This is a genomic window from Micromonospora sp. NPDC050784, from assembly GCF_044456765.1.
Lineage (GTDB): Bacteria > Actinomycetota > Actinomycetes > Mycobacteriales > Micromonosporaceae > Micromonospora > Micromonospora foliorum.
This window is the reverse complement of the sequence record NZ_JBITGG010000007.1, coordinates 317,279-341,121: the sequence shown is the minus strand read 5'-3', so window position 1 is coordinate 341,121 and position 23,843 is coordinate 317,279. Positions and strand designations below refer to the sequence as shown.

The following is a 23,843-nucleotide window of genomic DNA, read 5'->3' as shown; positions in this document are numbered from 1 at the left end:
AGGGCCTTTCCGCTCGACTTGCATGTGTTAAGCACGCCGCCAGCGTTCGTCCTGAGCCAGGATCAAACTCTCCAACAAAAAATTAGTTGAACAGCATCCTGACAACAAACAAATGTTGCCAAAGGAATCCCAACCAGCCAGCAAAAACTGACCAGTCCGGGGTATAAATCATAATTGGCACTGGCTTTACAAGCACCCTGTTGAGTTCTCAAAGAACAACCACACACCGATCAAAAGCTCCACCACAGTGAAACCCAATCACGGGGCTTTTCTCGCTCTGCGCCCCCGGCGCTTTCCAGCGCCAGGCACTTTTACTACGTTACCCGCTCGTTTCCGCCGTGTCAAACCGATATTTCGCGGTTCGTCGTGCTTCACCCGAATAATGCGGGCACCATGTCTCGACCGGCTCGCGCCGCTCTCGTCACGGATTTGGCAGGCCGGCCGCTGCGGTTTCCCGCAAGCTCGCCCGGTGCCCTGCCGGTCGTTAACCTTACCCGGTCGGTTCCGCCGCTCCAAATCCGCCTCGCGGCGAACTTTGGGGGCACCACCCGGCACCGGTCCCGAGGGGTACAACCCCTCTGACCCGGCGGTCATTCCCGCGCTCCGGCCGCCTCAGGCTTTCGCCTGTTTCGTCCGTTCCGCGCTGACAGAGAGAAAGTTACGCGTCCGGCGGGATGATCGTCAAATCCGCCGGACGCGTCCCCGGTCACATCGTCGACGGGCGGCTATTCACCCAGCTCAACGCCCGCGAACGAACGCTTCCCCCGGCGTAGCACCAGGTATCGCCCATGCAGCAGATCCGCCGGCGACACCGCGGCGTCCACCTCGGTCACCCGGTTGTTGTTGACGTAGGCACCACCCTCGGCGATCACCCGACGTGCCTCCTTCAGGCCACTGACGAGCCCGGAGTCCCGCAACAGGCCCGCCACATCCGGCAGTTCGCCGGAGAGACGCACCAGGCCGGCCTCGGTCAACGCCGCGCGCAGCGTCTCCGGGGCCAGCTCGTCCAGCGACCCACGGCCGAAGAGCGCCTGACTGGCGGCGACCGCCTGCCGAGCCTCGTCGGCGCCGTGCACCAGGGTGGTCAGCTCCTCCGCGAGCGCCCGCTGCGCCAGACGGGCCGCCGGCCGCTCGGCGGTGGCCTTCGCCAGCTCCTCCAACTCGTCCCGGGTGCGGAAGCTGAAGTACCGCAGGTAGCGGTCGACCTCCTGGTCCTCGACGTTGAGCCAGAACTGGTAGAAGGCGTACGGGCTGGTCATCGTGGGGTCGAGCCAGACGGAGCCGCCCTCGCTCTTGCCGAACTTCGTGCCGTCGGACTTGGTGACCAGCGGCGTGGTGAACGCCTGCACCGGCCCTGCCCCGCGCCGGCGGACGTAGTCGACGCCGGCGGTGATGTTGCCCCACTGGTCGGACCCGCCGAACTGGAGCTGACAGCCGTGCCGGCGGTGCAGCTCGAAGAAGTCGTTGCCCTGCAGCAACTGGTAGCTGAACTCGGTGAAGCTGATGCCGGTCTCCAGGCGGGCCCGCACCACCTCCCGCGCCAGCATCTTGTTCACCGGGAAGTGCTTGCCCACGTCGCGGAGGAACTCGACCACCGACATCTCGCCGGTCCACTCCAGGTTGTTGACCAGCTGGGCCGCGTTCTCGCCGGTGTACGACACGAACGGCGCCAACTGCTCGCGGATGCGCTCGACCCAGCCGGCGATCACGTCGGGCGGGTTGAGGGTCCGTTCGGCGCTCTCCTTCGGGTCACCGATCTGCCCGGTCGCCCCGCCGACCAGCAGCAACGGGCGGTGGCCGGCGAGTTGCAGGCGGCGGGCCATGAGGACCTGCATGAGGTTGCCGACGTGCAGGCTCGGGGCGGTGGGGTCGAACCCCACGTAGTACGTGGCGGACGTCCCACCGTCGAGCAGCTCGCGCAGCTCGTCGAGGCCGGTCGAGTCCTGTATCAGGCCACGCCAGAGCAGGTCGTCGGTCAGGGAGTCCCGCCGGGGCGGCGGAGGGCTGCTGTCGGTCACGGTCACCGATTCTCCCCCATCGCCGGCACCTACCCGTACCGGGTTTGCCGCAACCCGCCCCGGCTAGGCTTGCGCCCCGTTGATCGAGGAGGGCTTTGCGATGGAGATTCCGGATCTGACGGGCGGTTTCGTCGCCCTGCTCGGCCTCAAGTTCGAGGAGGCCAGCGCCGACCGGGTGGTCATCAGCTGGCGGGTCCGGCCGGAGCTGCACCAGCCGGTCGGCATCCAGCACGGCGGGGTGTACTGCTCGGTCGTGGAGACCGCGGCCAGCGTGGGTGGCGCCCTCTGGCTGGCCGACCGGGGCACGGTGGTCGGGGTGTCGAACCAGACCGACTTCCTGCGGGCCGTCCGGGACGGCGAGCTGACCGCGGTCGGGACGCCGGTGCACCGGGGCCGCAGCCAGCAGCTCTGGCAGGTGGAGATCACCGACGGCGACGAGCGGCTGGTCGCCCGTGGTCAGGTCCGGCTGCAGAACCTGTCGCGCGACTGAGCGACGGCGTCCGATGCACGGATCAGCTGCGGGCCTCGTCCAGCACCGGCTCCGCGGCCTCGTCGGTGTCGGCGTCGCTGGCGGCTTCGTCGGGTACGCGGCTGAGCCGTACCTCGGTGATCGCCCGGTGGTCGATGCCGGCCACCACCAGTACCCAGCCGTCCAGCGTGACGTCCTCCCCGGCGACGGTGGGGATGTGCCCGAGCCGGGCCAGCACCAGCCCGGCGACGGTGGTGTAGTCACCGGCCGGGCGCGACGGCAGCTCCACGCCGATGTCCGGCAGGTCGTGCACCGGGAAGGTGCCGGGCAGCAGCAGCGCGCCGTCGGGGTCGCGGCGCACCGAGCGCACATCCCGGTCGGTCTCGTCGTAGATCTCGCCGACGATCTCCTCCAGGATGTCCTCCAGCGTCACGATGCCGTCGACGGCGCCGCGCTCGTCCACGACGAGCGCAATGTGCTGACGCTCGGCCTTGAACTGGCGCAGCGCGTCCACCACCGGTAGCGAGTCGGGCAGCAGCATCGGCGGTCGGGCGATCTCGTCGACCGGTCGGTCGTCGGGCACGCCCACCAGGTCACGCAGGTGGATCACCCCGGCCGTGTCGTCCAGGCCGCCGTGGCGCACGACCGGCGCCCGGGAGTGCCCGGTGGCGGCCAGCACGAGCCGCGCGGCCTCCGCGGTGGTCCCGCTGTCGAGCGTGAAGACCTGCAACCGGGGTACGAGGACAGCCCGCAACCGCCGGTCGGCGATCTCCACGGCGCCCGCGATGATGGTGCGCTGTTCCTTGGTGAAGCCGTGGTTGCCGGCGACGATGTCGCGCAGCTCGTCCGGGCCGATCTCCTCCGGCTGGTGTTTGGGGTTGAGCCCGGCCAGGCGGACCACCACGTCGCTGGTGGCACCGAGCGCCCAGACGGCCGGCCGGGTGAGGCTGGCGAGCAGGTCGAGTGGGCGGGCCACCAGCAGCGCCCACCGCTCGGCGGACTGCATGGCAATCCGCTTCGGTGCCAGCTCGCCGAAGACCAGGGTGACGAAGGTCAGCGCGAGGGTGACCGCCACGATGGCCACCGTCTCGGCGGCGCCGCCGAACACCCCGAGCAGCGGCACCAGGGGTTTGGCCAGCGAGACCGCCGCCGCGGCGGAGGCCAGGAAGCCGGCGAGGGTGATGCCGATCTGGATGGTGGCCAGGAAGCGGTTCGGGTCCTTGGCGAGTCGGGCGAGCACCCGCCCGGCCCGGCTGGTCCGCTCCAACCGCTGGATCTGGCTGTCTCGCAGCGACACCAACGCCATCTCGCTGCCCGCGAAGAGCGCGTTGATCACGACCAGGACTCCGACCAGGGCCAGTTGGCTCCCGTAGCTCTGCACGCCCGGTTCGCTCCCTCGTGGTGGTGGCACCGGCCGCTACGCGCGGCACCCGCCGATCGGCGAGCCCGCCCGGCGTAGGCCTGTCTTTGCCCCGTCCGGTGCCGGCCGAATCCTGCGGCGGCGACGCTACGCCGAATCGGTGGTCACCGGCACGGGCAGGTCGAGGACGTACGAGTCGCCCTCCGGGCGGAAGCCGAGCCGGTGGTAGTAGGGGGCGACCATCCGCGGTGGGCTGACCACCCGGTGGAAGCCGCGTTCGGTGAACAGGTGGCTGCGTCGGTAGACGAACTCGCCCGGGGTGAAGTCACGGAACTTCGGGGTCACGTAGTCCAGGTCGATCTGGGCGACGCCGGGCGCCTCGGCGTGCGACAGCACCACCCCGACCACCTCGTCGGCCGTGACCACGAGGAACGCCGAGCGCCCCGACGCGTCCGGGGCCCAGTGGAAGCCGGGGTTGAACCGGGCGATGTCGGCGGCGTGCACCCGCAGCGTGTGCGCGAGGAACTGGTCGTCGACACCGACCTCCACCACCTGGTAGGTCTTCTCGTCGTGCCGGGTGAGGAGCATCCCGCGCAGGTACCAGATGTTGATCGCCGCGAGCACGACGTTGAGCCCGACCATGGGCCAGACCTCGATCGCGGCGTTGTAGCCGATCAGCACGACGCTGCCGACGAGGTTGAGCGCCCGCAACCGCAGGACGCGCGACTGCAGCAGCGACCAGACCAGCACCGCGGAGCCGGCCCAGCCGACGAGATCCAACCAGTTCACGCCGCGAGACTAGTGCCCGCCCAGGTCAGCGCCGTCGGCGGGCAGCTCCAGCAGCCACTCCTCGACGTCTTCGCCGCGGCCGTTGGCGTACCCCGAGTCTTCACCGACCACCACGAACCCGCACTTGCGGAGCACCGCGAGGGAGGCGGCGTTGTCCTTGGCGGCGCGGGCGTGCACCGGCCGGGGCAGCTCGCGCAGCAGGGCGGACAGGGCCGCCGTGGCGTGGCCCCGGCCCCAGCGCGCCGGGTCGATCCAGTAGCTGACCTCGGTGTGCCCCTCGGCCGGGAAGGCGCTCACGTAGCCGACCACCTCGCCGTCGACGTCGACGGTGCGGACCAGGTTCGCCGGGTTGGTGAGGACTCGGGCCCAGTGTGCGGCGAACTCCCGGTGGTCGGACGGGTCCTTCGGGCCGAACGCGGCCATCCGGTTGGCCTCCGGGTCCTGCTGGTGCAGGAAGAACTCGACGAGGTCGTCCTCCAGGACCGGACGCAGCCGCAGCTCAGAAGTCATCGGATGAGGGTACGCAACAGGGGTGACAGGAAGGCAGGCGCGGATTCAGCCGGAAGTGCCGGGGCCGGCGCGTCCGGCCCCGCCGGTGCGGCCGCGCGGCCGACAATGACCTGACCGACCCAGGGAGCGCCGATGAACCGACCTGTCGTGGCGGGCGTGGACGGATCGCCGTCCAGCCTCGTCGCCGCCGAACACGCGGCGCGGGCCGCGCTACTCCGGTCCCGACCGCTGCTCCTGGTGCACGGCTACCTGCACCCGTCCGGCTACGGCGTGCCGCTCAACCCGTACGACATCGGGGTGCCGGTGCCCTCCGAGGAGGCGCAGAAGATGTTGGAGCGCACGGCGGCCGAGCTGACCGGCCGGTGGCCCGGCCTCGCCGTCGAGGTCCGTCAGGTCGCCGGCGGCCCGGGGGCCACCATGATCGAGGAGTCCCGCCGGGCGGAGCTGGTCGTGGTGGGCAGCCGTGGGCTGGGCGGGTTCGCCGGGCTGCTGCTCGGCTCGGTCGGCGTGCAGGTGGCCGCGCACGCGCACTGCCCGGTGCTGGTGGTCCGGCCGGACGAGCAGCCGATCCCGGTGGACGGCCCGGTGCTGGTCGGCGTCGACGGGTCCGAGTCGTCCCGACTCGCCGTCGGCTTCGGCGCCGACGAGGCGGCATTGCGGGACGTCCCCCTGGTGCTGGTGCACGTCGGCCCCTTGGACGGGGACCGGACGGTGCCGGAGGAGATCGAGGAGTCGCAGGCCGCGTACCAGGCCGAGGCGGTGCGGCTCCTGGCCGACGCCTCCGCCGCGGTACGCGCCGAACACCCCGACGTGGTGGTGCGGGAGCACCCGGTCCGGGCGGCCGGCGCGGCCCAGGGGCTCATCGAGGCCAGCGGCACGGCGTCGCTGCTGGTCGTGGGCACCCGGGGCCGGGCCGGGTTCGCCGGTCTGCTGCTCGGGTCGGTCAGTCAGGCGGCGATCCACCACGCGCACTGCCCGGTGCTGGTCGCCCACCCGGTCAGCTGACCGGCGCGTCGTCACCTCGGCCGAGCATCTGCAGGAAGTCGGTGGTGAGGGCGAACGGGTCGGCCGGCCCGGTGGCCGGTGGCCGGCGCTCGATCTGGTCGGCCAACTCCCCGGCGGCGCGCCGGATCCGACCGCGCAACGCGCCATCGGCGGTGCCGTCGGCCCAGTCCTCCGGGGCGGCGAAGACCGCGGTCGGGACCACCACCGACCGGAGGTAGGCGAACATCGGGCGGACGGCGTGCTCCAGTGCCAGCGAGTGCCGGGCGGTGCCGCCGGTGGCGCCGATCAGCACCGGCCGGTCGATCAGCGACTCGGAATCCAACACGTCGAAGAAGGACTTGAACAGCCCGTTGTACGACGCGCTGAAGATCGGGGTGACGGCGATGATCCCGTCGGCCCCGGTCACCGTGTCGATGACCTCGCGCAGCGCTGCCGGCGCGAACCCGGTGAGCATGTTGTTCACCACGTCGTGGGCGTACTCGCGCAGGTCGACGACGTGCAGCTCCACCTCGGAGCCGCGCCGGACCAACTCGTCGCGGGTGGCCGCGGCGAGCTGGTCGGCGAGCAGCCGGGTCGACGAGGGCTGGCTCAGCCCCGCCGAGACGACGGCCAGGGTGCGGTGGGTCATCGGGTCGCCCCCTCCGGCGCCTTGCCCGTCACGTCGTCGACGGCGTGCACGGTGCTGTCCTTGGCGCCGCCCGCCGCGGCGACCAGCGAGGCGTGCGTCGGCGCCGCCGGCACGTGGGCCGGACGCAGCGCGTCGAACTCCTTGCGCAGCACCGGGACGACCTCCTCGCCGAGCAGGTCGAGCTGCTCCAGCACGGTCTTCAGCGGCAACCCGGCGTGGTCCATCAGGAACAGCTGCCGCTGGTAGTCACCGACGTACTCCCGGAAGCCGAGCGTGCGGTCGATGACCTGCTGCGGGCTGCCCACGGTCAGCGGGGTCTCCCGGGTGAACTCCTCCAGCGACGGCCCGTGCCCGTAGACCGGGGCGTTGTCGAAGTAGGGCCGGAACTCGCGGACGGCGTCCTGCGAGTTGCGGCGCATGAACACCTGCCCGCCGAGGCCGACGATCGCCTGGTCGGCGGAGCCGTGGCCGTAGTGCGCGTACCGCTGGCGGTAGAGCGCGATCATCCGCTGGGTGTGCTCCTTGGGCCAGAAGATGTGGTTGGCGAAGAAGCCGTCGCCGTAGTACGCGGCCTGCTCGGCGATCTCCGGGCTGCGGATCGAGCCGTGCCAGACGAACGGGGGCACGCCGTCGAGCGGGCGCGGCGTCGAGGTGAACGACTGCAACGGGGTGCGGTACTTGCCCTTCCAGTCGACCACGTCCTCGCGCCACAGCCGGTGCAGCAGGTCGTAGTTCTCGATGGCCAGGGGGATGCCGGCGCGGATGTCCTTGCCGAACCACGGGTAGACCGGGCCGGTGTTGCCGCGGCCCATCATGAGGTCCACCCGGCCGTCGGACAGGTGCTGGAGCATCGCGTAGTCCTCGGCGATCTTCACCGGGTCGTTGGTGGTGATCAGCGTGGTGGCGGTGGACAGCAGCAGCCGCTCGGTACGCGCCGCGATGTAGCCGAGCATCGTGGTCGGTGACGACGGCACGAACGGCGGGTTGTGGTGCTCGCCGGTGGCGAAGACGTCCAGACCGACCTCCTCGGCCTTCAACGCGATCGCGACCATCGCCTTGATCCGCTCATGCTCGGTCGGCTCCCGACCGGTGGTCGGATCGACCGTGGCGTCACCGACGGTGAAGACTCCGAACTGCATGACCAGCTCCTCGCGTGTCAACCGGGTGCCGTCGTGGTACCCGGACGCAGCTCACAACTTATTTGACGACGCAACTATTCCGTCGGCGGGACGCCTCGCAGTGGCGCCGGTCACTCCCACAACCCGACATCCGGTCGGGAACTCCCCCGGTGTCGGCCCGCTCAGCCGCCCGCCACCGAGGGCAACACCTGCACCTCCGCGCCGTCCTTGACCGGGGTGGCCAGGCCGCCGGAGTGCCGGCAGTCTTCCCCGTCGACGAAGACGTTGACGTAGCGGCGCAGCTCGCCGCGCTCGTCGCGGATGCGCCGGGCCAGCCGGGGATGCGCGACGGCCATCTCGTCGAGGACCGCCCGCAGCGTTCCGGCGGTGGTGACGTTCAGCCGACTCGCACCCCCGGCCTCGCCGCGCAGTGGGCCGGGTAGCAGCACGGTGACCACGCTCAGACCTCCGCAGCGCGAACGCAGAGCACGTCGGGCAGGTGCGCCGCGACCGACGACCAGGAGTCGCCCTCGTCGCGGCTGGCGAAGACCGAGCCGGAGCGGGTGCCGAAGTAGACCCCACCGGGGCTGGCGGTGTCCGCGCACATCGCGTCCCGCAGCACCGCCGGATAGAACGGCCCCTCGGGCAGCCCGACCGACAGCGGCTCCCACTTGCCGCCGGCGTCGGCGGACCGGAACACCCGGCAGCGGTGGTCGGTCGGGAACCGCTCGCCGTCGGCCACCAACGGGAAGGTCCAGACCATGCCGCCGCGCCCCGGGTGGGCCACCATCGGGAAGCCGAAGTCGCTGGGCAGCCCCTCGGCGATCGAGGACCAGGTGCGGCCGTCGTCGTCGGAGCGGTAGACACCGTGGTGGTTCTGCGCGTACAGCCGCTCGGGGTTAGCGGCGTCCCGGGCGACCTTGTGCACGCACTGGCCGAACTCCGGCCACTCGTCGGGCATGAAGTAGGCGCGGATGCCGGTGTTGCCCGGCGTCCAACTCGCCCCGGCGTCCTCCGAGCGGTAGACCCCACCGGTGGACATGGCGACCAGCAGCCGAGCCGGGTCACGCGGGTGGGGCAGCACGGTGTGCACGGCCTGACCACCGAAGCCGGCCTCCCACCGGGGCCGGTGCGGGTGGTCCCAGAGGGACCGGACCAGCTCGAAGCTGCGGCCGCCGTCGGTGGACTTGAACAACGCCGAGGGCTCGGTGCCCGCCCAGACGACGTCCGGCTCGTCGGGGCCGGCCGGCATCAACTGCCAGACCCGCCCGAGGGAGACGCCGGTGTCGGCCGGGAACGCGACCGGCGCCTGGTCGGGCTCGTCCCAGGAAGTACCGAGGTCGTCGCTGGTGGCGACGCTGGGGCCGAAGTGTGAACTGGTCATCCCGGCGAGCAGCCGCGGGGTGGAACGACGGGTGTCGACGGCGACCGCGTAGACACCGGTCATCGGGAAGTGCGGACCGGTGATCTCCCAACTGCGCCGGTCGTCGGTGCTGGTGGCGAGAAACAATCCCTTGGCTGTGCCGATCGCGAGCAGTGTTGCCATGACGTCCTCCGAAACCGTCGGTGAGCAGGCCCGGTGATTATGGCCACATCCCCCGACAGGCTCCGCCGCCCACGCCGGACGGCGCGCTCAGCGCCGGATGCGGGGCACGTGCCGGCGGTACGCGCTGACCGTGGGATCGCCGTCCAGCCAGAACCGCCAGGGCAGGTCGTGCGCGCCGGTCACGCCGACCCGGGGACCCGCCACCACCGTCTCCGGCGGCACCGGCCCGGCCGGGGGCCGCAGGCGGACCGGGCCGTCGCCGAGCAGGTACCCCCCGTACGCCTCGCGGTCGATGCCGAGTGCGGCGCAGAGCCGGGCGGGCCCGCGGGCCAGGTCCACGTCCCGCCGGATGGCCGGCCGGCGCTCCCGTGCCGTGTCCAGCCCGTCGACCACCTCACCGGCGCGCAGCAGCACGGCGGAGGCCTCCCCCTCGACCCCGGTGACCACGTTGACGCACCAGTGCATCCCGTAGGTGAAGTAGACGTAGGCGTACCCGGCGGGGCCGAACATCACGGCGTTGCGCGGGGTGCGGCCCCGGTGGGCGTGCGAGGCGGGATCGCCGCCACTTCCCGCGTACGCCTCGACCTCGGTGATCCGGACGGTGACCCCGCCGGCGTGCAGCCGGCAGCCCAGCAGTCCGCGCGCCGCCGGCAGCACTGGACCGGCGAGCAGGTCCGCCAGCGCCGCGAGGTCGGCGTCGGTGGTGGGGTCGCCGGACGACAGGGTCATGTCCCCGACGGTACCCATCCCGCGACCCCGGCACCCGGGCGGGCGCGGCGGCCTCTCCCCGCCGACCTCTCCGCCCCGACCCGAACGGGGCTCACGTCGCACATCAGACAGTCGGCCGGACAGTGAAACCCGACCGTCGGCTCGGGAGTGTTCCCGATGTCGTCGCACGGGGCGACGACACACGGGAGGAGTCACCATGACCGTACGGAGTATTCGGCGACCACTGATCGCCACCGGCCTGGTCGCGGCAGCCGCGACGCTGGCCTTCACCCCGGCGGCGAGCGCGAGCGTCCCGCTGCGGGCCGCGGCGCAGGCCGACAACGCGGCGCTGCCCACGATCGCACTCGGCGCGACCGGCAAGATCGAGGCGAAGGGCGCGGCGGCGATCGTGCCGGTCACCGTGACCTGCTCGAAGGCCCTCGAGTTCGACGTCACGGTCAAGGTCGCGCAGGCGGTCGGCCAGACGATGCGCGCGGGAACGACGGTTCGGAGGGTCACCTGCGCGGAGGGCACCCAGCAGGTGCGGATCGCGGTGATCCCGGTCGAGCGTCCGTTCGCGGCGGGTGTCGCGTTCGGCGTGGTGAGCGCGAGCCCCTGCGACCCGTACTGCACACCCATCAACGACGAGCGTCAGCTCGACCTGGCGCTCTGAGGCGTCGCCTGGCGGCACGGCACGCCCGTGCCGCCAGGCTTCAACGTTCTGTTGACAACCAGGCGTTCATGGGGTGTGCTCGGGGTATGACGACCGAGGACATCTTCACCGCGCCGGACCCGGGCCGGGCCCGCGCCCACCGCACCCACGAGGCGTTGCAGCGGATCAGCGAGCGGCACGCCGGCACCGACACCCGGCGGGGCCGTTGGGCGCACCCGTACGTGCTGGACCCGTGGGAGGCGGTCGCCCTGGTCACCGCGCTCGCCGCCGGCGGGGCCGAGCGCGAGCCCGCCGAGGAGCCGGTCGACGCCGCCGACCTCACCGCCGCGCTGACCCTGCTGCCCCACGTCCGCGCCGAGCTGGACGCCCTGGAGGCCGGCCTGTTGACGCTGGCCCGCGACCGGGGGCTGACCTGGCAGGCGATCGCGTACGGGCTGGGGCTGGGCAGCGCGCAGGCGGCCCGACAGCGCTACGAGCGGGTCGCCGCCCGCTCGTCCGAGCAGACCCCCTGATCCGGCGCGTCCCGAGCCGACGCCCGGATCGGCACGCCGCACCCGCGACGGCGGTCGGGCGGGCACACTGTGCGCACGACGAGGAGGCACCCATGGAGCGCGCGGAGATGCTGGCGTACTGCCTGGCCAAGCCGGGAGCGTGGCTGGACCGGCCGTGGGAGGGCGACGAGGTGGTGAAGGTGGGCAGCCGGATCTTCGCGTTCCTCGGCGGCGACGGGGGCAAGCCGACGGTCGGCATCAAGTGCGGGCCGACCCGGGAGGTGGCCGACGAGTGGCTGCACCGGCACCCCGACGACGCCAGCGTGATGGCCTACATCGGCCGGTCCGGGTGGAACACCCTGCGCCTGGACGGCGGGATCGACGACGAGGAGCTGACCGAGGCGGTCGACTCGTCGTACGACATGGTGGTGGCCAAGCTCCCGAAGCGGGAGCGCCCGACGGCCTGAACCGCCGCGGCGCCGGCGGCCAGCGCCGACGCCACGGCGCAGCTCAGCGCGGGACGACCCGCTCGGCGGCCCACTCCCGCCAGCTGGCCAGCCGGTCCGCCGCGGCGGCGAGCTGGTCGGCGACCGGGCCGGGCCCGGTGGAACCGGGGGTGGTCCGGGCCGCGAGAGCCGACCGGACCGAGAGCACGTCGCGCACCGACGGGTCGAGGTGCCCGCTGATCGCGGCCAGGTCCTCGTCGGAGACGTCGTTCAGCTCGCACTCCCGGGCCGCGCAGAGCGCCACGAGCTGGCCGGTGATCTCGTGCGCGTCGCGGAACGGCACGTTGCGTCGGACCAGCCAGTCGGCGACCTCGGTGGCGAGGGAGAAGCCCACCGGGGCGGCGGCGACGAGGCGGTCCACCCGGACCGTCATCGTGGAGATCATTCCCGCCAGGGCCGGAAGCAGCAGCTCCAGGGTGTCGACCGCGTCGAAGGCCGGCTCCTTGTCCTCCTGCATGTCCCGGTCGTAGGTCATCGGCAGGCCCTTGAGCATGGTGAGCACGGTCATCAGGCCACCGACCAGACGCCCGGACTTGCCCCGGGCCAGCTCGGCGATGTCCGCGTTCTTCTTCTGCGGCATGATCGACGAGCCGGTGGCGAACGAGTCGTCCAGCTCCACCCAGCCGAACTCGTGCGAGGTCCAGAGCACCACCTCCTCGCCGAGGCGGGACAGGTGCACCCCGATCAGGGCGGTGGTGAAGAGGAACTCGGCCACGAAGTCCCGGTCGGCCACGGCGTCCATCGAGTTGGCGAACGACGTACGGAAGCCCAGCTCCTTGGCCACGGCCATCGGGTCCAGTGGGAGCCCGGAACCGGCCAGGGCGCCCGCGCCGAGCGGGCTGATCGCCGCCCGGTGGTCCCAGTCACGCAGCCGCTCCAGATCACGCAGCAGCGGCTGCACGTGGGCGAGCAGCCAGTGCCCGAAGGTGACCGGCTGGGCGTGCTGGAGGTGGGTCATGCCCGGCGCGGCCGTGTCGACGTGCCGCTCGGCCTGCTCGACCAGCGCCTCCGCCAGCTCCACCAGGCGGCTGGCCACGCCCCGGGCGTGGTCGCGCAGGTAGAGCCGCAGGTCGGTGGCGACCTGGTCGTTGCGCGAGCGGCCGGCGCGCAGCTTGCCACCGAGGCTGCCGAGGCGCTCCAGCAGACCGCGTTCCAGCGCGGTGTGCACGTCCTCGTCGTCGATGGTGGGGCGGAACGTTCCGGAGGCGCAGGCGGCCTCCAGGTCGTCCAGCGCGGCCAGCATCCGACCCAGCTCCTCCGGGTCGAGCAGGCCGGCGCCGGCGAGGACCCGGGCGTGCGCCCGGGAACCGGCGATGTCGTACGGGGCCAGGCGCCAGTCGAACTGCACGCTCACCGACAGTCGGGCGAGCGCCTCGGCGGGGCCACCCGCGAACCGGCCACCCCAGAGGCTCGTCCGGTTGGTGGCGGCGCTGTTCTCGGTCAGGCTCTTGTCGTCCACGTCGCCCATCATTGCGTTGGTTGCCTCTCACTCGCGACTGCGGGGCCCGCTCGCCGCGCTTGCTCAGTCTTCGCGCTCACACGTGTCACTGTCCGCCACCGCCCAGCCGGGCGTCCCGAGCGGCCGCCATCCGACTGGGCAGCCCCCACAGCTGCACGAAGCCCTTGGCCAAAGACTGGTCGAAGGTGTCGCCGGTGTCGTAGGTCGCCATTCCGAAGTCGTAGAGGCTCGCCTCGGAGCGCCGGCCGGTCACCGTGGCCCGGCCGCCGTGCAGGACCATCCGGACCTCGCCGCTCACGTGCCGCTGCGCGTCGTCGATGAACGCGTCCAGCGACGCCTTCAGCGGCGAGAACCACAGCCCGTCGTAGACGAGTTCGCCCCAGCGCTGGTCGACGCCCTTCTTGAACCGGGCCAGGTCCCGCTCGACGGTCACCGCCTCCAACTCCTGGTGGGCGGTGATCAGCGCGATCGCGCCGGGCGCCTCGTACACCTCGCGGCTCTTGATGCCGACCAGGCGGTCCTCGACCATGTCGAGCCGGCCCACGCCCTGAGCGCCGGCGCGCCGGTTGAGCTCCAGGATCGCCTGGTACGGGGTGACCGTCTCACCGTCGATCGCCACCGGCACACCGCCGTCGAAGGTGAGCACGACCTCGTCGGGGTCGCGCTCCTGGGTCGGGTCGGAGGTGTACGAGTAGAGGTCCTCCACGGGGGAATTCCAGATGTCCTCCAGGAAGCCGGTCTCCACCGCGCGACCCCACAGGTTCTGGTCGACGGAGTACGGCGACTTGGCCGACACGTCGATCGGCAGCCCCTTCTCCTCGGCGAAGGCGATCGCCTTGTCCCGGGTCCAGGCGAAGTCCCGGGCCGGCGCGATGATCTTCAGGTCGGGAGCGAGCGCGTTCAGGCCCACCTCGAACCGGACCTGGTCGTTGCCCTTGCCGGTGCAGCCGTGCGACACGATCGTGCCGCCGTGCTTGCGGGCCGCGGCCACCAGGTGCTTGACGATCAGCGGCCGGGACAGCGCCGACACCAGGGGGTAGCGGTCCATGTAGAGGGCGTTGGCCCGGATGGCCGGCAGGCAGTAGTCGGCGGCGAACTCGTCGCGCGCGTCCACCACCTCGGACTCGGCCGCGCCGCAGTCCAGGGCACGCTGGCGGATGGCGTCCAGGTCCTCGCCGCCCTGCCCGACGTCGACCGCGACCGCGATCACCTCGGCGCCGGTCTGCTCGGACAGGTACGGAATGGCGACGGAGGTGTCCAACCCCCCGGAGTACGCGAGCACGACCCGCTCGGTCATGGCGTGGTGTTCCCTTCGACGGTGTCGTCCCGGCGGGCCCAGCCGGCGAGCTTGTCCCCAAGTGCGGCCCCGCCGACGGCGTCACGCGCCACGACGAGGATGGTGTCGTCGCCGGCGATGGTGCCGACGATCTCGGGCAGGCCCGCCCGGTCCAATGCGCTGGCCAGGTACTGGGCTGCGCCCGGCGGTGTACGCAGCACGGCGATGTTGCCACTGGAGTCGACCCCGTTGAGCAGTTCGCGCAGCAGCCGTACCAGCCGGGCCGGCGCGGCCTCGGCGTCGCGCAACGGTCGCTGCCCGTCCTCGGGGATCAGGTAGACAGCCGGGCCGTCGCCGCCGCGCACCTTGACCGCGCCCAGCTCCTCCAGGTCCCGCGAGAGGGTGGCCTGGGTGACGCCGACGCCGTCGGCAGCGAGCAAATCGGCCAGTTCGGTCTGCGACCGGATCGCCCGGTCGCGGATCAGCTCCACGATCCGGGCGTGCCGGGCAGCGCGGGTCAGCGGCGCGGTCATCGCTGGCCACCGGCGGCGGTGTCGCCGGTCGCGGCGCCGTCCGTCGCGGTTCCCAGCAGGAACGTCAGCAGCGCCTTCTGCACGTGCAGCCGATTCTCGGCCTGGTCGAAGACCGCGCTCTGCGGGCCGTCGAGCACCTCGTCGGTGATCTCCTCGCCCCGGTGCGCGGGCAGGCAGTGCAGCACGATCGCGTCCGGCGCGGCCTGACCGAGCAGCTCCTTGTTGACCTGGTACGGCAGGAACGGGGTGATCCGGTCCAACCCGTCGGACTCCTGCCCCATCGACGTCCAGGTGTCGGTGGCCAGCACGTCGGCGTCGCGTACCGCCTGGGCCGGGTCGATCAGCACCCGCACCGACCCGCCGGTCTCCGCCGCGATCTGGGCGGCCCGTTGCACCACATCCGGGTCCGGTGCGAACCCGGCCGGGCCGGCGATCCGCACGTGCATCCCGGCCGTCGCCCCGGCCAGCAGGTACGACTGCGCCATGTTGTTCGCGCCGTCTCCCACGTACGCCAGGGTGCGGCCGGCCGTGCCACCGCACCGCTCCCGGACGGTGAGCAGGTCGGCCAGCAACTGGCACGGGTGGAAACCGTCGGTGAGCGCGTTGACCACCGGCACGGTGGCACCCGCCGCCACCTCGGCGATCCGTTCGTCACCGTGGGTCCGCAGCACGATCGCCGCGACGTAGCGGGACAGCACCCGCCCCGCGTCCGCGAGGGCCTCACCGCGACCGAAGTGGGTTACCTGGGTGTCCACAACGAGGGGGTGCCCGCCCAGCTCGGCGATCCCGGCGTCGAACGAGATCCTGGTCCGCAGGCTCTGCTTGTCGAAGAGCACCGCCACCGACCGGGGGCCGACCAGCGGCCGGTGGCCGAACCGGTCCGCCTTCATCCGCGCCGCCAGGTCGAGGACCGTGGACTGTTCGGCCGGTGAGAGGTCGTCGTCGCGCAGGAAGTGCCGGGTCATCGAGTCGTCCCCGTCGTGGTGGTCAGGGTGGAGGGTGCGGTCTGCGCGCCGGCGGCGGCCGGGGCGGTCGCGTCCAGTGCGGCGGGCAGCGCCGCGAGGAAGGTGTCCGCCTGGGCGGCGGTGAGGATCAGCGGTGGCGCCAGCCGGATCACGCCCGGCTGCACCGGGTTGACCAGGAAGCCGGCTTCCCGCAGGGCGTCGGCCAGCACCGACGCCACCGGCGCGGTGAGCGCCACGCCGAGCAGCAGACCGGCACCGCGTACGCCGGCGATCAGCGGGTGGTCCAGCGCCTCGATGCCGCGACGCAGCCGCTCACCGACCCGCTTGACGTTGTCGAGCAGGCCCTCGTTGGCGATGGTCGCCACCACGGCGAGCGCCGCCGCGCAGCTGACCGGGTTGCCGCCGAACGTGGTGCCATGCGAGCCGGGGGTGAGCAGGTCCGCGGCGGGGCCGAAGGCCAGCGTGGCACCGATGGGCAGCCCGCCCCCCAGCCCCTTGGCCAGGGTGACCACGTCCGGCTCCACGCCCTCGGCCTGGTGCGCGAACCAGTGCCCGGTACGCCCGACGCCGGTCTGCACCTCGTCGAGGACCAGCAGCGCGCCGTGCCGGGCGGTGATCCGCCGGGCCGCGGCGAGATAGCCGGCCGGCGGGACGAGCACGCCGTTCTCACCCTGGACGGGTTCCAGGATCACCATGGCGGTGGCGTCGGAGACGGCCGCGTCGAGGGCGGCGACGTCGCCGTAGTCGACGTGGGTCACCTCGCCGGGCAGCGGCCGGAACGGGTCGGCCTTGGCCGGTTGGCCGGTCAGCGCGAGCGCGCCCATGGTGCGCCCGTGGAAGCCGCCCCTGGTGGCCACCACGTGGGTACGGCCGGTGCGCCGGGAGAGCTTGAACGCCGCCTCGTTCGCCTCCGCGCCCGAGTTGGCGAAGAAGACCCGGCCCGGTCGACCGGCGAGCGCCAACAGCAGCTCGGCGAGGGCGACCGGCGGCTCGGCCACGTAGAGGTTGGAGACGTGCCCGAGGGTCGCGACCTGCTTCGACACCGCCGCCACCACGGCCGGGTGGGCGTGCCCGAGGGCGTTGACCGCGATGCCGCCCACCAGATCCAGGTACTCCCGGCCGGCGTCGTCGACCACCACGGCACCGGCGCCGGAGACCAACGCCAACGGCGGCGTTCCGTAGTTGTCCATCATGGACTGCTTCCACCGCTGCGCCAACGTGCTCATGTCGCGTCCGTCCCGTCTCCCGGCACCACCATCGTTCCGAACCCTTCCGAGGTGAACACCTCGAGCAACGTCGAGTGCGCCACCCGACCATCGACGACGTGCGCGGCGGGCACTCCCCCACGCACCGCCCGCAGGCAGGCCTCCATCTTCGGCACCATCCCCGACTCCAGGCGGGGCAGCAGCTTGGCCAGGTCGTCCGCGGCGATCTCGGAGACCAGGCTGGTGGTGTCCGGCCAGTCCGCGTACAGACCGGCAACGTCGGTGAGCACCACGAGCTTCCGGGCCCGCAACGCGATGGCCAACGCCGCGGCGGCGGTGTCCGCGTTGAGGTTGTGCAGCACCCCGTCCACGTCCGGCGCCACCGTGGAGATCACCGGAATCCGACCGGCCTCGATCAGGTCGGTCACCGCGGACACGTCGACCGACTCGACGTCCCCGACCTGGCCGACGTCGACCGGCATCCCGTCCACGTACGCCGGACGGCGCACCGCGGTGAACAGCCGGGCGTCCTCACCGGAGAGGCCGACGGCGTACGGACCGTGCGAGTTGATCAAACCCACCAGCTCCCGGCCGACCTGACCGACCAGCACCATCCGGACGACGTCCATCGCCTCGGCGGTGGTCACCCGCAGACCGCCCCGGAACTCGCTGGCGATGCCGAGGCGACCCAGCATCGCGGAGATCTGCGGACCCCCACCGTGCACCACCACGGGCTTCAGACCCGCGTAGCGCAGGAACACCATGTCGGCCGCGAACGCCCGCTGCAACTCCGGATCGGTCATCGCGTTGCCGCCGTACTTGACCACCACCGTCGAGCCGGAGAAGCGCGCCAGCCAGGGCAGCGCCTCGATCAGCGTCTCCGCCTTGACCTGGGCGCGAGCCAGGTCGCTGCTGAGACTCATGTCGAATACGCCGAGTTCTCGTGCACGTACGCGTGGGAGAGATCGTTGGTCCAGATCGTGGCGGCCGACGTACCCGCGTGCAGGTCGATCCGGATGGTCACGTCCCGCCCGGTCAGGTCGACCTTCGACCGGTCCTCGGCGGCGGCGCCACCCCGGCACACCCACACCCCGTTGACCGCCACGTCCACCTCGTCCGGGTCGAACGCGGCGGCGGTCGTGCCGACGGCCGCGAGGATCCGACCCCAGTTGGGGTCGTTGCCGAACAGCGCCGTCTTGACCAGGTTGTTGCGCGCCACCGTACGGCCCACCTCGACCGCCTCGTCCTCGTCCGCCGCGCCGACCACGTCGATGGCGATCTGCTTGGTGGCGCCCTCGGCGTCGGCCACCAACTGCTGGGCCAGGTCGTGACAGGCCGCGGTGACGGCGGCGGCCAGCTCTGCGGGCGTCGGCTCGATGCCGCTCGCGCCGCTGGCCAGCAGCAGCACCGTGTCGTTGGTGGACATGCAGCCGTCCGAGTCGACCCGGTCGAAGCTGACCCGGGTGGCTGCCCGCAATGCCTCGTCCAGCGTCGCCGGCCCGGCCACCGCGTCGGTGGTCAGTACGCAGAGCATGGTGGCCATCCCCGGCGCGAGCATCCCGGCACCCTTGGCCATGCCGCCGACCGTCCAACCGCTCCCCCGGGCCACAGTGGTCTTCGGTCGGGTGTCCGTGGTCATGATCGCCTCGGCGGCGGCCAGGCCACCGTTGCGGGACAGCCCGCGGATCGCCGAGCGGACGCCCGGCAGCAGCTTCGGCATCGGCAGCCGCTCACCGATCAGGCCGGTCGAGCAGACCGCGACCTCACCGGCACCGAGGATCAACCGTGGGCTGACCGCGGTCAGCGCGGCGGCGGTGTGCTCGGCGGTGGCGTGCGTGTCCTGGAAGCCGGCCGGGCCCGTGCAGGCGTTGGCGCCACCGGAGTTGAGCACCACGGCGCGGACCACACCGCCCTGCACCACCTGCTGGCTCCAGAGCACCGGCGCGGCCTTGACCCGGTTGGTGGTGAAGACGCCGGCGACACCGGCGTCCGGACCGTCGTTGACCACCAGGGCGACGTCCGCGCCGCCGCTGGCCTTGAGGCCGGCGGCCACCCCGGCCGCCCGGAACCCCCGAGGGGTGGTGACACTCAAGGGGTGACTCCCCACGTCGAGAGGCCCGTCGTCTCCGGCAGGCCGAGCATCAGGTTGGCGTTCTGTACGGCCTGACCAGCCGCGCCCTTGCCCAGGTTGTCCAATGCGCTGAGCACGATCAGACGACCCGAGTCCACGTCCACCGTGGCCTGCAGGTGACACGAGTTGGAGCCCAGGGTGGCGGCGGTGTGCGGCCAGCGGCCCTCCGGCAGCACGTGCACGAACGGCGCGTCCGCGTACGCCCGCGCCAGCACGTCCTGCGGGTCGACGCCGCGCGCCGGCACCGCGGTGACCGTGGCCAGGATGCCGCGCGGCATCGGCGCCAGGACCGGGGTGAACGACAGGCCGGTCGCACCGGTGGCCTGCTTGATCTCCGGTACGTGCTGGTGGGTGCCCACCCGGTACGGCGACAGGTCGCCCATCACCTCGCTGGCCAACAGGTGCGGCTTCGCCGCCCGGCCGGCGCCGGAGGTGCCGGAGGCGGCGACCACCACCACGTCGGCGGGGCTGGCCGCGCCGTCGGCGATCAGCGGCGCGAGCGCCAGGGTGATCGCGGCGGCGTAGCAGCCGGTATTCGCCACCCGGGTGGAACCGGCGATCAGCTCCCGCTGGCCGGGCAGCTCGGGCAGGCCGTAGGTCCACTGCCCGGCGTGCGTGCCGCCGTAGTACTGCGCCCAGGCGTACGGGTCGGCCAGCCGGTGGTCCGCGCCCAGGTCGACGATCCGCACCTCGGCCGGAAGCTGGGCCGCGAGGGCTGCCGACTGGCCGTGCGGCAGGGCCAGGAAGACCAGGTCCGCGTCGGCCAGGGCCGTCGGGTCGGTGTCGCCGAGCACCAGGTCGAGCCCGGTGAGCTGCGGGTGCACCACGTCCACGCGGTGCCCGGCCTGGCTGTGCGCGGTGGCGGCGACCAGGTCGAACTCCGGGTGCCCGGCGACCAGGCGCAGCAGCTCACCCCCGGCGTACCCGCTCGCTCCGGCGACCGCGACTCGGATCCCCATACTCACCTCCGCATGACTATGCAACGAAGGCTAGCAGCGACCCACTTCCGACTGCAACTTAATACAGTCGGCTGCATGGTGATGTAAACCTACCCAGGGATTCCGCCCGGCCGCCCGCCTAGTGCCAACTAGGTGTATTCCAGCTAGGGTGCAGGAGCGACCGCCCCCCTCTACCCCCTGCGCAGGCCATGTCGATTGACACCCCCAGCGAAGCGGTTGCGGCACTGGCGCGGCGCCTGGAACTCGGCCGATTCGAGCGGCGGGTGCTCCGCCGGCCCGGCCTTCCTGGGCTCGTGTTCTGCTGTGTGCTGCTGATCGTCACCGCGAACTTCTTCAACGGTCCGTATAACGCCCTGACCCTCACCGGGATGACGCTGGCCCTGCTGAGTGTCGCTACCTGGGTGTACGTGTGGTTCCGGCGGACACGCGGCGGGCTCTACGTCTTCGCTGGCGGCTTCGTCGATGCCGCTGGCCGCCGCCTTGTCGGCGTGCCGTGGGCCGACGTGATGTCCATCAGCACCGAGGAAACCTTGTACGCGGTGAACTCGCTGCCGGCCGGCACGACGCTGCACTACACGCTGAAGCTGCGGCGTCCGCCGCACCCCGAGACCGTTGACTGGACCCTCAACACCACCTACGCCGACGTGGACCAACTGGCCGGCCTGATCTCCCGCCGCGCCGGTGTTCCGATCACCACCGTGAGCCCACCCGGTCGCTGACCACCTCGACCAGCTGTGGCACCAGCCGAACAAGGACATGAGGCACACCCGCCGAGTGACCACCCACCGCCGCGGCCACGAAGAAGGCCCCAACCCAGTGTGAACCACGAGGTCAGGGCCTTGATCGTTGGTGCGCCGCCAGGGACTCCAACCCCGAACCCGCGGATCAGGAGATCGCGGGGCGAGGGCGGGCCGACCCCGTCAGGCGCCGCGCAGGGTGGCGCCGAGGCGCTCCGCCGCGACGGCGACCGCCGCGTCCCGTGCCGCGACCGCCTCCTCGACGGTCAGCGTCCGGTCCGGTGCCCGGAAGGTGAGCTTGTACGCCAGCGACCGGCGGCCGGCGCCGAGTTGCGCGCCGGAGTACACGTCGAACAGTCGCACATCCTCCAGCAGCTCACCGGCGCCCGCCTCCAGGGCCCGGCGAACCTGCTCGGCCGGCACCGACTCGTCCACCACCAGCGCCACGTCGATCAGCGCCGGCGGGAAGCCGGAGACCGTCGGCGCGGGCGTCACCGGGGTCGCCGGCAGCGCGTCGAGGTTCAGCTCCATCGCGCTGGTGCGGCGGGGCAACTCCAACGCCGCGACCACCACCGGGTGCAGCTCACCGGCGTGCCCGACGACCGAGCCGTCGACCCGCAGCTCGGCGCAGCGACCCGGGTGCCACGGGGCGTACTCGGCGGCGCGCACCTCGACCCGCTCGTCGGGGATCCCGGCGGCGGCCAGCACGTCACGGGCCGCCTCGATCGCGTCCGCCCAGCCGGCCGGTCGGCCCGGCCCCCACCAACCGGCGGGGTCCAGGTCGCCGGTGAGCACCACCGCGACGTGCACCGGCTGCGCCGGCACCACCGCGTCGGCGGCGGCGAACTCGGCGTCGGTGGGGCGCCGGTCCACGCCCATCGCCGGCGGGCTGCCGGCACCGATGCGCGGGTGGAAGACCGCACCGATCTCGTAGAGGGCGAGGTCGCGGTGGCCCCGGCCGAGGTTGCGCTTGAGGATGCCGAGCAGCGGGCCGAGCAGCGTGGTGCGCAGCAGCGGCTCCTCCTCGGACAGTGGGTTGGCCAGCCGCACCGCGGGTCGACGCGTGTCGTCGGCCGGCAGGCCGAGCTGGTCGGCGAGTTCCGGCGACACGAACGGGTGCGCGAGCACCTCCACGTACCCCCGCTCGGCCAGCGACCCGGCGACGGCCCGGCGGCGACGCTGCCGCGGGGTCAGGCCGCGGCCCGGAGGCGCGGTGGGCAGCACCGACGGCACCCTGTCGTACCCGTCGAGGCGGACCACCTCCTCGACCAGGTCGGCCGGATCGGTCAGGTCGGGCCGCCAGGTCGGTGGGGTGACGCTCAGCACCGTCCCGACGCCGCTGGCCACGCCGACCGCGCCCGGGTCCTCGGACAACCGGTCCGCGCCCTGCGCGACAGTGCAGCCGACCCGCTCCAGCAGAGCGACCACCCGCGCCGGCGGGTACTCGACGCCGACCCGCCGGGTCGGCAGGTCCGCCGGAAGGCTGATCGGGGTACGCGGCCGGACGTGGTCGATGTCCAGGATCTCCGCGCTCGGCGTGCCCCCGCCGTGCTCGGTGAGCAGCCGCACGGCACGCTCCAGCGCGACCAGCGCCACGGCCGGGTCGACGCCCCGCTCCCAGCGCTTCGCGGCCTCGCTGAACAGCTTGTGCCGGCGGGCCGTTCGCCCGACCATCGCCGGGTCCCAGTGCGCCGCCTCGAAGAGCACGGTGGTGGTGCCGGCAACGACCTCGCTGGTCTCGCCGCCCATCACCGCCGCGAGGGAGATCGGCCCGGTGTCGTCGCAGATCACCATGTCGTCGGCGGTGAGCACCCGGTCGACGCCGTCCAGGGTGGTCAGCTTCTCCCCCGCCTCGGCGCGGCGGACCACCAGCGGCCCGGCGATCCGCTCGGCGTCGAAGGCGTGCATCGGCTGGCCCAGCTCCAACATCGCGTAGTTGGTGATGTCGACGGGCAGCGAGATGCTGCGGATGCCGGCGGTGACGAGCCGCTGCTGCATCCAGGACGGCGTGGGCGCGGTCGGGTCGACCCCGCGCACCAGGCGGGCCGTGAACCGGTCGCAGCCGACCGTGTCGCGGACCTCCACCGGGTACGCCGGAATCTCGGTGCCGCCCGGAGCCGGCGCCAGGGCCGGGTCGCGCAGCGGCACGTCGAACGCGTGCGACAGCTCCCGGGCCAGGCCACGCAGGCTCAGCGCGTACCCACGGTCGGGGGTGATCTCCAGATCGAGCACGACGTCGTCGAGGCCGACCACCGGGCGCGCGTCGTCGCCGGGCTTGGCCGTCACGTCCGGCCCCAGCACGATGATGCCGGAGTGGTCGTCGCCCAGGCCCAGCTCCTTGGCCGAGCAGATCATGCCCGCCGAGTTGTGCCCGTACGTCTTGCGGGCGCCGATGGCGAAGCCACCGGGCAGCACACCGCCGGGCAGGATCACCACCACCCGGTCGCCCGGGGCGAAGTTACGCGCCCCGCAGACGATCTCCTGCGGCTCGCCGGTGCCGTTGGCGGCACCCACGTCGACCCGGCAGAACCGGATCGGCTTCTTGAAGCCGGTGAGCTCCTCGATCTCACGGACCTCACCGACGACCAGTTGACCGGTGACCGTCTCGGCCAGGTCCACCACGGACTCGACCTCGATGCCGAGGTCGACCAGGGCCTGCTCCAGGTCACCGGTGGGCAGGTCGGCGGGGAGGTCGACGTACTCCCGCAGCCAACTGACAGAAACTCGCATGACTTCAGACCACCGTTCCCGTGTCTC

24 protein-coding genes and 1 rRNA gene are annotated in these 23,843 nt (G+C 72.3%); 6 read left to right on the top strand and 19 right to left on the bottom strand.

What is annotated here, in order from left to right:
* Both ACIBD9_RS13020 and tyrS read right to left on the bottom strand, forming a co-directional pair.
* Positions 1 to 78, bottom strand: a 16S ribosomal RNA gene (locus ACIBD9_RS13020); the annotation flags it as partial.
* 647 nt (positions 79 to 725) lie between these two features.
* Complete coding sequence (tyrS, locus tag ACIBD9_RS13015; RefSeq protein WP_396717198.1) at positions 726 to 2,018, bottom strand: tyrosine--tRNA ligase; 1,293 nt, start codon at positions 2,016 to 2,018, stop codon at positions 726 to 728.
* Between the two features lie 100 nt (positions 2,019 to 2,118).
* Between tyrS and ACIBD9_RS13010 the strand changes: the two genes are divergently transcribed.
* Positions 2,119 to 2,508 carry a PaaI family thioesterase gene (locus ACIBD9_RS13010; protein ID WP_396717163.1) on the top strand — a complete coding sequence of 130 codons (390 nt, stop codon included), beginning with the start codon at positions 2,119 to 2,121 and terminating at the stop codon, positions 2,506 to 2,508.
* A gap of 22 nt (positions 2,509 to 2,530) precedes the next feature.
* Here ACIBD9_RS13010 and ACIBD9_RS13005 read toward each other — a convergent pair whose 3' ends face one another.
* The 3 genes from ACIBD9_RS13005 to ACIBD9_RS12995 form a co-directional block, all read right to left on the bottom strand.
* Complete coding sequence (locus ACIBD9_RS13005; protein ID WP_396717161.1) at positions 2,531 to 3,868, bottom strand: hemolysin family protein; 1,338 nt, start codon at positions 3,866 to 3,868, stop codon at positions 2,531 to 2,533.
* A 126-nt stretch (positions 3,869 to 3,994) separates the two neighbouring features.
* Positions 3,995 to 4,636 carry a hypothetical protein gene (locus ACIBD9_RS13000; protein WP_396717159.1) on the bottom strand — a complete coding sequence of 214 codons (642 nt, stop codon included), beginning with the start codon at positions 4,634 to 4,636 and terminating at the stop codon, positions 3,995 to 3,997.
* Between the two features lie 9 nt (positions 4,637 to 4,645).
* Positions 4,646 to 5,146 (bottom strand): GNAT family N-acetyltransferase, encoded by a 501-nt coding sequence (locus ACIBD9_RS12995; protein ID WP_396717157.1) that lies wholly within the window; start codon positions 5,144 to 5,146, stop codon positions 4,646 to 4,648.
* A gap of 132 nt (positions 5,147 to 5,278) precedes the next feature.
* Between ACIBD9_RS12995 and ACIBD9_RS12990 the strand changes: the two genes are divergently transcribed.
* Complete coding sequence (locus ACIBD9_RS12990; RefSeq protein WP_396717155.1) at positions 5,279 to 6,151, top strand: universal stress protein; 873 nt, start codon at positions 5,279 to 5,281, stop codon at positions 6,149 to 6,151.
* Here ACIBD9_RS12990 and ACIBD9_RS12985 read toward each other — a convergent pair.
* From ACIBD9_RS12985 to ACIBD9_RS12965, 5 genes are all read right to left on the bottom strand, one after another.
* Positions 6,144 to 6,779, bottom strand: coding sequence for an FMN reductase (locus ACIBD9_RS12985; protein WP_396717153.1), 636 nt, complete (start codon positions 6,777 to 6,779; stop codon positions 6,144 to 6,146). The two genes, ACIBD9_RS12990 and ACIBD9_RS12985, sit on opposite strands and share 8 nt — an antisense overlap.
* Entirely contained in the window at positions 6,776 to 7,918 is a 1,143-nt protein-coding gene (locus ACIBD9_RS12980) for an LLM class flavin-dependent oxidoreductase (RefSeq protein ID WP_396717151.1), read from the bottom strand. The genes ACIBD9_RS12985 and ACIBD9_RS12980 overlap by 4 nt, the downstream gene beginning before the upstream one ends.
* Positions 7,919 to 8,079: 161 nt before the next feature.
* The gene (locus ACIBD9_RS12975; protein WP_396717149.1) at positions 8,080 to 8,355 is read right to left on the bottom strand and encodes a ubiquitin-like small modifier protein 1; all 276 of its coding nucleotides are present in this window, start codon (positions 8,353 to 8,355) and stop codon (positions 8,080 to 8,082) included.
* Between the two features lie 2 nt (positions 8,356 to 8,357).
* Complete coding sequence (locus tag ACIBD9_RS12970; protein ID WP_396717147.1) at positions 8,358 to 9,443, bottom strand: WD40/YVTN/BNR-like repeat-containing protein; 1,086 nt, start codon at positions 9,441 to 9,443, stop codon at positions 8,358 to 8,360.
* An 87-nt stretch (positions 9,444 to 9,530) separates the two neighbouring features.
* Complete coding sequence (locus ACIBD9_RS12965) at positions 9,531 to 10,172, bottom strand: DNA-3-methyladenine glycosylase (RefSeq protein ID WP_396717145.1); 642 nt, start codon at positions 10,170 to 10,172, stop codon at positions 9,531 to 9,533.
* Between the two features lie 196 nt (positions 10,173 to 10,368).
* On the opposite strand from ACIBD9_RS12965, the gene ACIBD9_RS12960 reads away from it, so the two are divergent.
* From ACIBD9_RS12960 to ACIBD9_RS12950, 3 genes are all read left to right on the top strand, one after another.
* Positions 10,369 to 10,824 carry a hypothetical protein gene (locus ACIBD9_RS12960; protein WP_387176338.1) on the top strand — a complete coding sequence of 152 codons (456 nt, stop codon included), beginning with the start codon at positions 10,369 to 10,371 and terminating at the stop codon, positions 10,822 to 10,824.
* An 86-nt stretch (positions 10,825 to 10,910) separates the two neighbouring features.
* The gene (locus ACIBD9_RS12955) at positions 10,911 to 11,336 is read left to right on the top strand and encodes a DNA-binding protein (protein WP_387176340.1); all 426 of its coding nucleotides are present in this window, start codon (positions 10,911 to 10,913) and stop codon (positions 11,334 to 11,336) included.
* Positions 11,337 to 11,428: 92 nt separating this feature from the next.
* A complete protein-coding gene (locus tag ACIBD9_RS12950) occupies positions 11,429 to 11,782 on the top strand; it encodes an MmcQ/YjbR family DNA-binding protein (protein ID WP_396717142.1) in 354 nt (117 codons plus the stop codon).
* A gap of 43 nt (positions 11,783 to 11,825) precedes the next feature.
* Here the strand turns inward: ACIBD9_RS12950 and argH are convergent, their stop codons facing one another.
* The 8 genes from argH to argC form a co-directional block, all read right to left on the bottom strand.
* Complete coding sequence (gene argH / locus ACIBD9_RS12945; RefSeq protein ID WP_396717140.1) at positions 11,826 to 13,289, bottom strand: argininosuccinate lyase; 1,464 nt, start codon at positions 13,287 to 13,289, stop codon at positions 11,826 to 11,828.
* 76 nt (positions 13,290 to 13,365) lie between these two features.
* Positions 13,366 to 14,577: an argininosuccinate synthase gene (locus ACIBD9_RS12940; RefSeq protein WP_396717138.1), complete on the bottom strand. Its 1,212-nt coding sequence runs from the start codon at positions 14,575 to 14,577 to the stop codon at positions 13,366 to 13,368.
* Entirely contained in the window at positions 14,574 to 15,089 is a 516-nt protein-coding gene (locus ACIBD9_RS12935) for an arginine repressor (RefSeq protein WP_387176348.1), read from the bottom strand. The genes ACIBD9_RS12940 and ACIBD9_RS12935 overlap by 4 nt, the downstream gene beginning before the upstream one ends.
* Positions 15,086 to 16,054 carry an ornithine carbamoyltransferase gene (gene argF / locus ACIBD9_RS12930; RefSeq protein WP_396717136.1) on the bottom strand — a complete coding sequence of 323 codons (969 nt, stop codon included), beginning with the start codon at positions 16,052 to 16,054 and terminating at the stop codon, positions 15,086 to 15,088. The genes ACIBD9_RS12935 and argF overlap by 4 nt, the downstream gene beginning before the upstream one ends.
* Entirely contained in the window at positions 16,051 to 17,280 is a 1,230-nt protein-coding gene (locus ACIBD9_RS12925) for an acetylornithine transaminase (protein ID WP_396717134.1), read from the bottom strand. The genes argF and ACIBD9_RS12925 overlap by 4 nt, the downstream gene beginning before the upstream one ends.
* Entirely contained in the window at positions 17,277 to 18,182 is a 906-nt protein-coding gene (argB, locus tag ACIBD9_RS12920) for an acetylglutamate kinase (protein ID WP_396717132.1), read from the bottom strand. Before argB ends, ACIBD9_RS12925 begins: the two co-directional genes overlap by 4 nt.
* Positions 18,179 to 19,351, bottom strand: coding sequence for a bifunctional glutamate N-acetyltransferase/amino-acid acetyltransferase ArgJ (gene argJ / locus ACIBD9_RS12915; RefSeq protein WP_396717130.1), 1,173 nt, complete (start codon positions 19,349 to 19,351; stop codon positions 18,179 to 18,181). Before argJ ends, argB begins: the two co-directional genes overlap by 4 nt.
* Positions 19,348 to 20,349, bottom strand: a complete 1,002-nt coding sequence (gene argC, locus ACIBD9_RS12910) for an N-acetyl-gamma-glutamyl-phosphate reductase (protein WP_396717129.1) — start codon at positions 20,347 to 20,349, stop codon at positions 19,348 to 19,350. The genes argJ and argC overlap by 4 nt, the downstream gene beginning before the upstream one ends.
* A 188-nt stretch (positions 20,350 to 20,537) precedes the next feature.
* On the opposite strand from argC, the gene ACIBD9_RS12905 reads away from it, so the two are divergent.
* Positions 20,538 to 21,068, top strand: a complete 531-nt coding sequence (locus ACIBD9_RS12905; RefSeq protein WP_396717128.1) for a hypothetical protein — start codon at positions 20,538 to 20,540, stop codon at positions 21,066 to 21,068.
* 201 nt (positions 21,069 to 21,269) lie between these two features.
* Here ACIBD9_RS12905 and pheT read toward each other — a convergent pair whose 3' ends face one another.
* Positions 21,270 to 23,816: a phenylalanine--tRNA ligase subunit beta gene (pheT, locus tag ACIBD9_RS12900; RefSeq protein WP_396717126.1), complete on the bottom strand. Its 2,547-nt coding sequence runs from the start codon at positions 23,814 to 23,816 to the stop codon at positions 21,270 to 21,272.
* Between the last annotated feature and the right edge of the window lie 27 nt (positions 23,817 to 23,843).

Bases quoted from the DNA above. Each gene is read 5' to 3' on its own strand.
- ACIBD9_RS13010 (WP_396717163.1), top strand. From the start codon at position 2,119: ATGGAGATTCCGGATCTGACGGGCGGTTTCGTCGCCCTGCTCGGCCTC.
- ACIBD9_RS12995 (WP_396717157.1), bottom strand. From the start codon at position 5,146: ATGACTTCTGAGCTGCGGCTGCGTCCGGTCCTGGAGGACGACCTCGTC.
- ACIBD9_RS12990 (WP_396717155.1), top strand. From the start codon at position 5,279: ATGAACCGACCTGTCGTGGCGGGCGTGGACGGATCGCCGTCCAGCCTC.
- ACIBD9_RS12985 (WP_396717153.1), bottom strand. From the start codon at position 6,779: ATGACCCACCGCACCCTGGCCGTCGTCTCGGCGGGGCTGAGCCAGCCC.
- ACIBD9_RS12980 (WP_396717151.1), bottom strand. From the start codon at position 7,918: ATGCAGTTCGGAGTCTTCACCGTCGGTGACGCCACGGTCGATCCGACC.
- ACIBD9_RS12970 (WP_396717147.1), bottom strand. From the start codon at position 9,443: ATGGCAACACTGCTCGCGATCGGCACAGCCAAGGGATTGTTTCTCGCC.
- ACIBD9_RS12965 (WP_396717145.1), bottom strand. From the start codon at position 10,172: ATGACCCTGTCGTCCGGCGACCCCACCACCGACGCCGACCTCGCGGCG.
- ACIBD9_RS12960 (WP_387176338.1), top strand. From the start codon at position 10,369: ATGACCGTACGGAGTATTCGGCGACCACTGATCGCCACCGGCCTGGTC.
- ACIBD9_RS12955 (WP_387176340.1), top strand. From the start codon at position 10,911: ATGACGACCGAGGACATCTTCACCGCGCCGGACCCGGGCCGGGCCCGC.
- ACIBD9_RS12950 (WP_396717142.1), top strand. From the start codon at position 11,429: ATGGAGCGCGCGGAGATGCTGGCGTACTGCCTGGCCAAGCCGGGAGCG.
- argH (WP_396717140.1), bottom strand. From the start codon at position 13,289: ATGGGCGACGTGGACGACAAGAGCCTGACCGAGAACAGCGCCGCCACC.
- ACIBD9_RS12940 (WP_396717138.1), bottom strand. From the start codon at position 14,577: ATGACCGAGCGGGTCGTGCTCGCGTACTCCGGGGGGTTGGACACCTCC.
- ACIBD9_RS12935 (WP_387176348.1), bottom strand. From the start codon at position 15,089: ATGACCGCGCCGCTGACCCGCGCTGCCCGGCACGCCCGGATCGTGGAG.
- argF (WP_396717136.1), bottom strand. From the start codon at position 16,054: ATGACCCGGCACTTCCTGCGCGACGACGACCTCTCACCGGCCGAACAG.
- ACIBD9_RS12925 (WP_396717134.1), bottom strand. From the start codon at position 17,280: ATGAGCACGTTGGCGCAGCGGTGGAAGCAGTCCATGATGGACAACTAC.
- argB (WP_396717132.1), bottom strand. From the start codon at position 18,182: ATGAGTCTCAGCAGCGACCTGGCTCGCGCCCAGGTCAAGGCGGAGACG.
- argC (WP_396717129.1), bottom strand. From the start codon at position 20,349: ATGGGGATCCGAGTCGCGGTCGCCGGAGCGAGCGGGTACGCCGGGGGT.
- ACIBD9_RS12905 (WP_396717128.1), top strand. From the start codon at position 20,538: ATGTCGATTGACACCCCCAGCGAAGCGGTTGCGGCACTGGCGCGGCGC.
- pheT (WP_396717126.1), bottom strand. From the start codon at position 23,816: ATGCGAGTTTCTGTCAGTTGGCTGCGGGAGTACGTCGACCTCCCCGCC.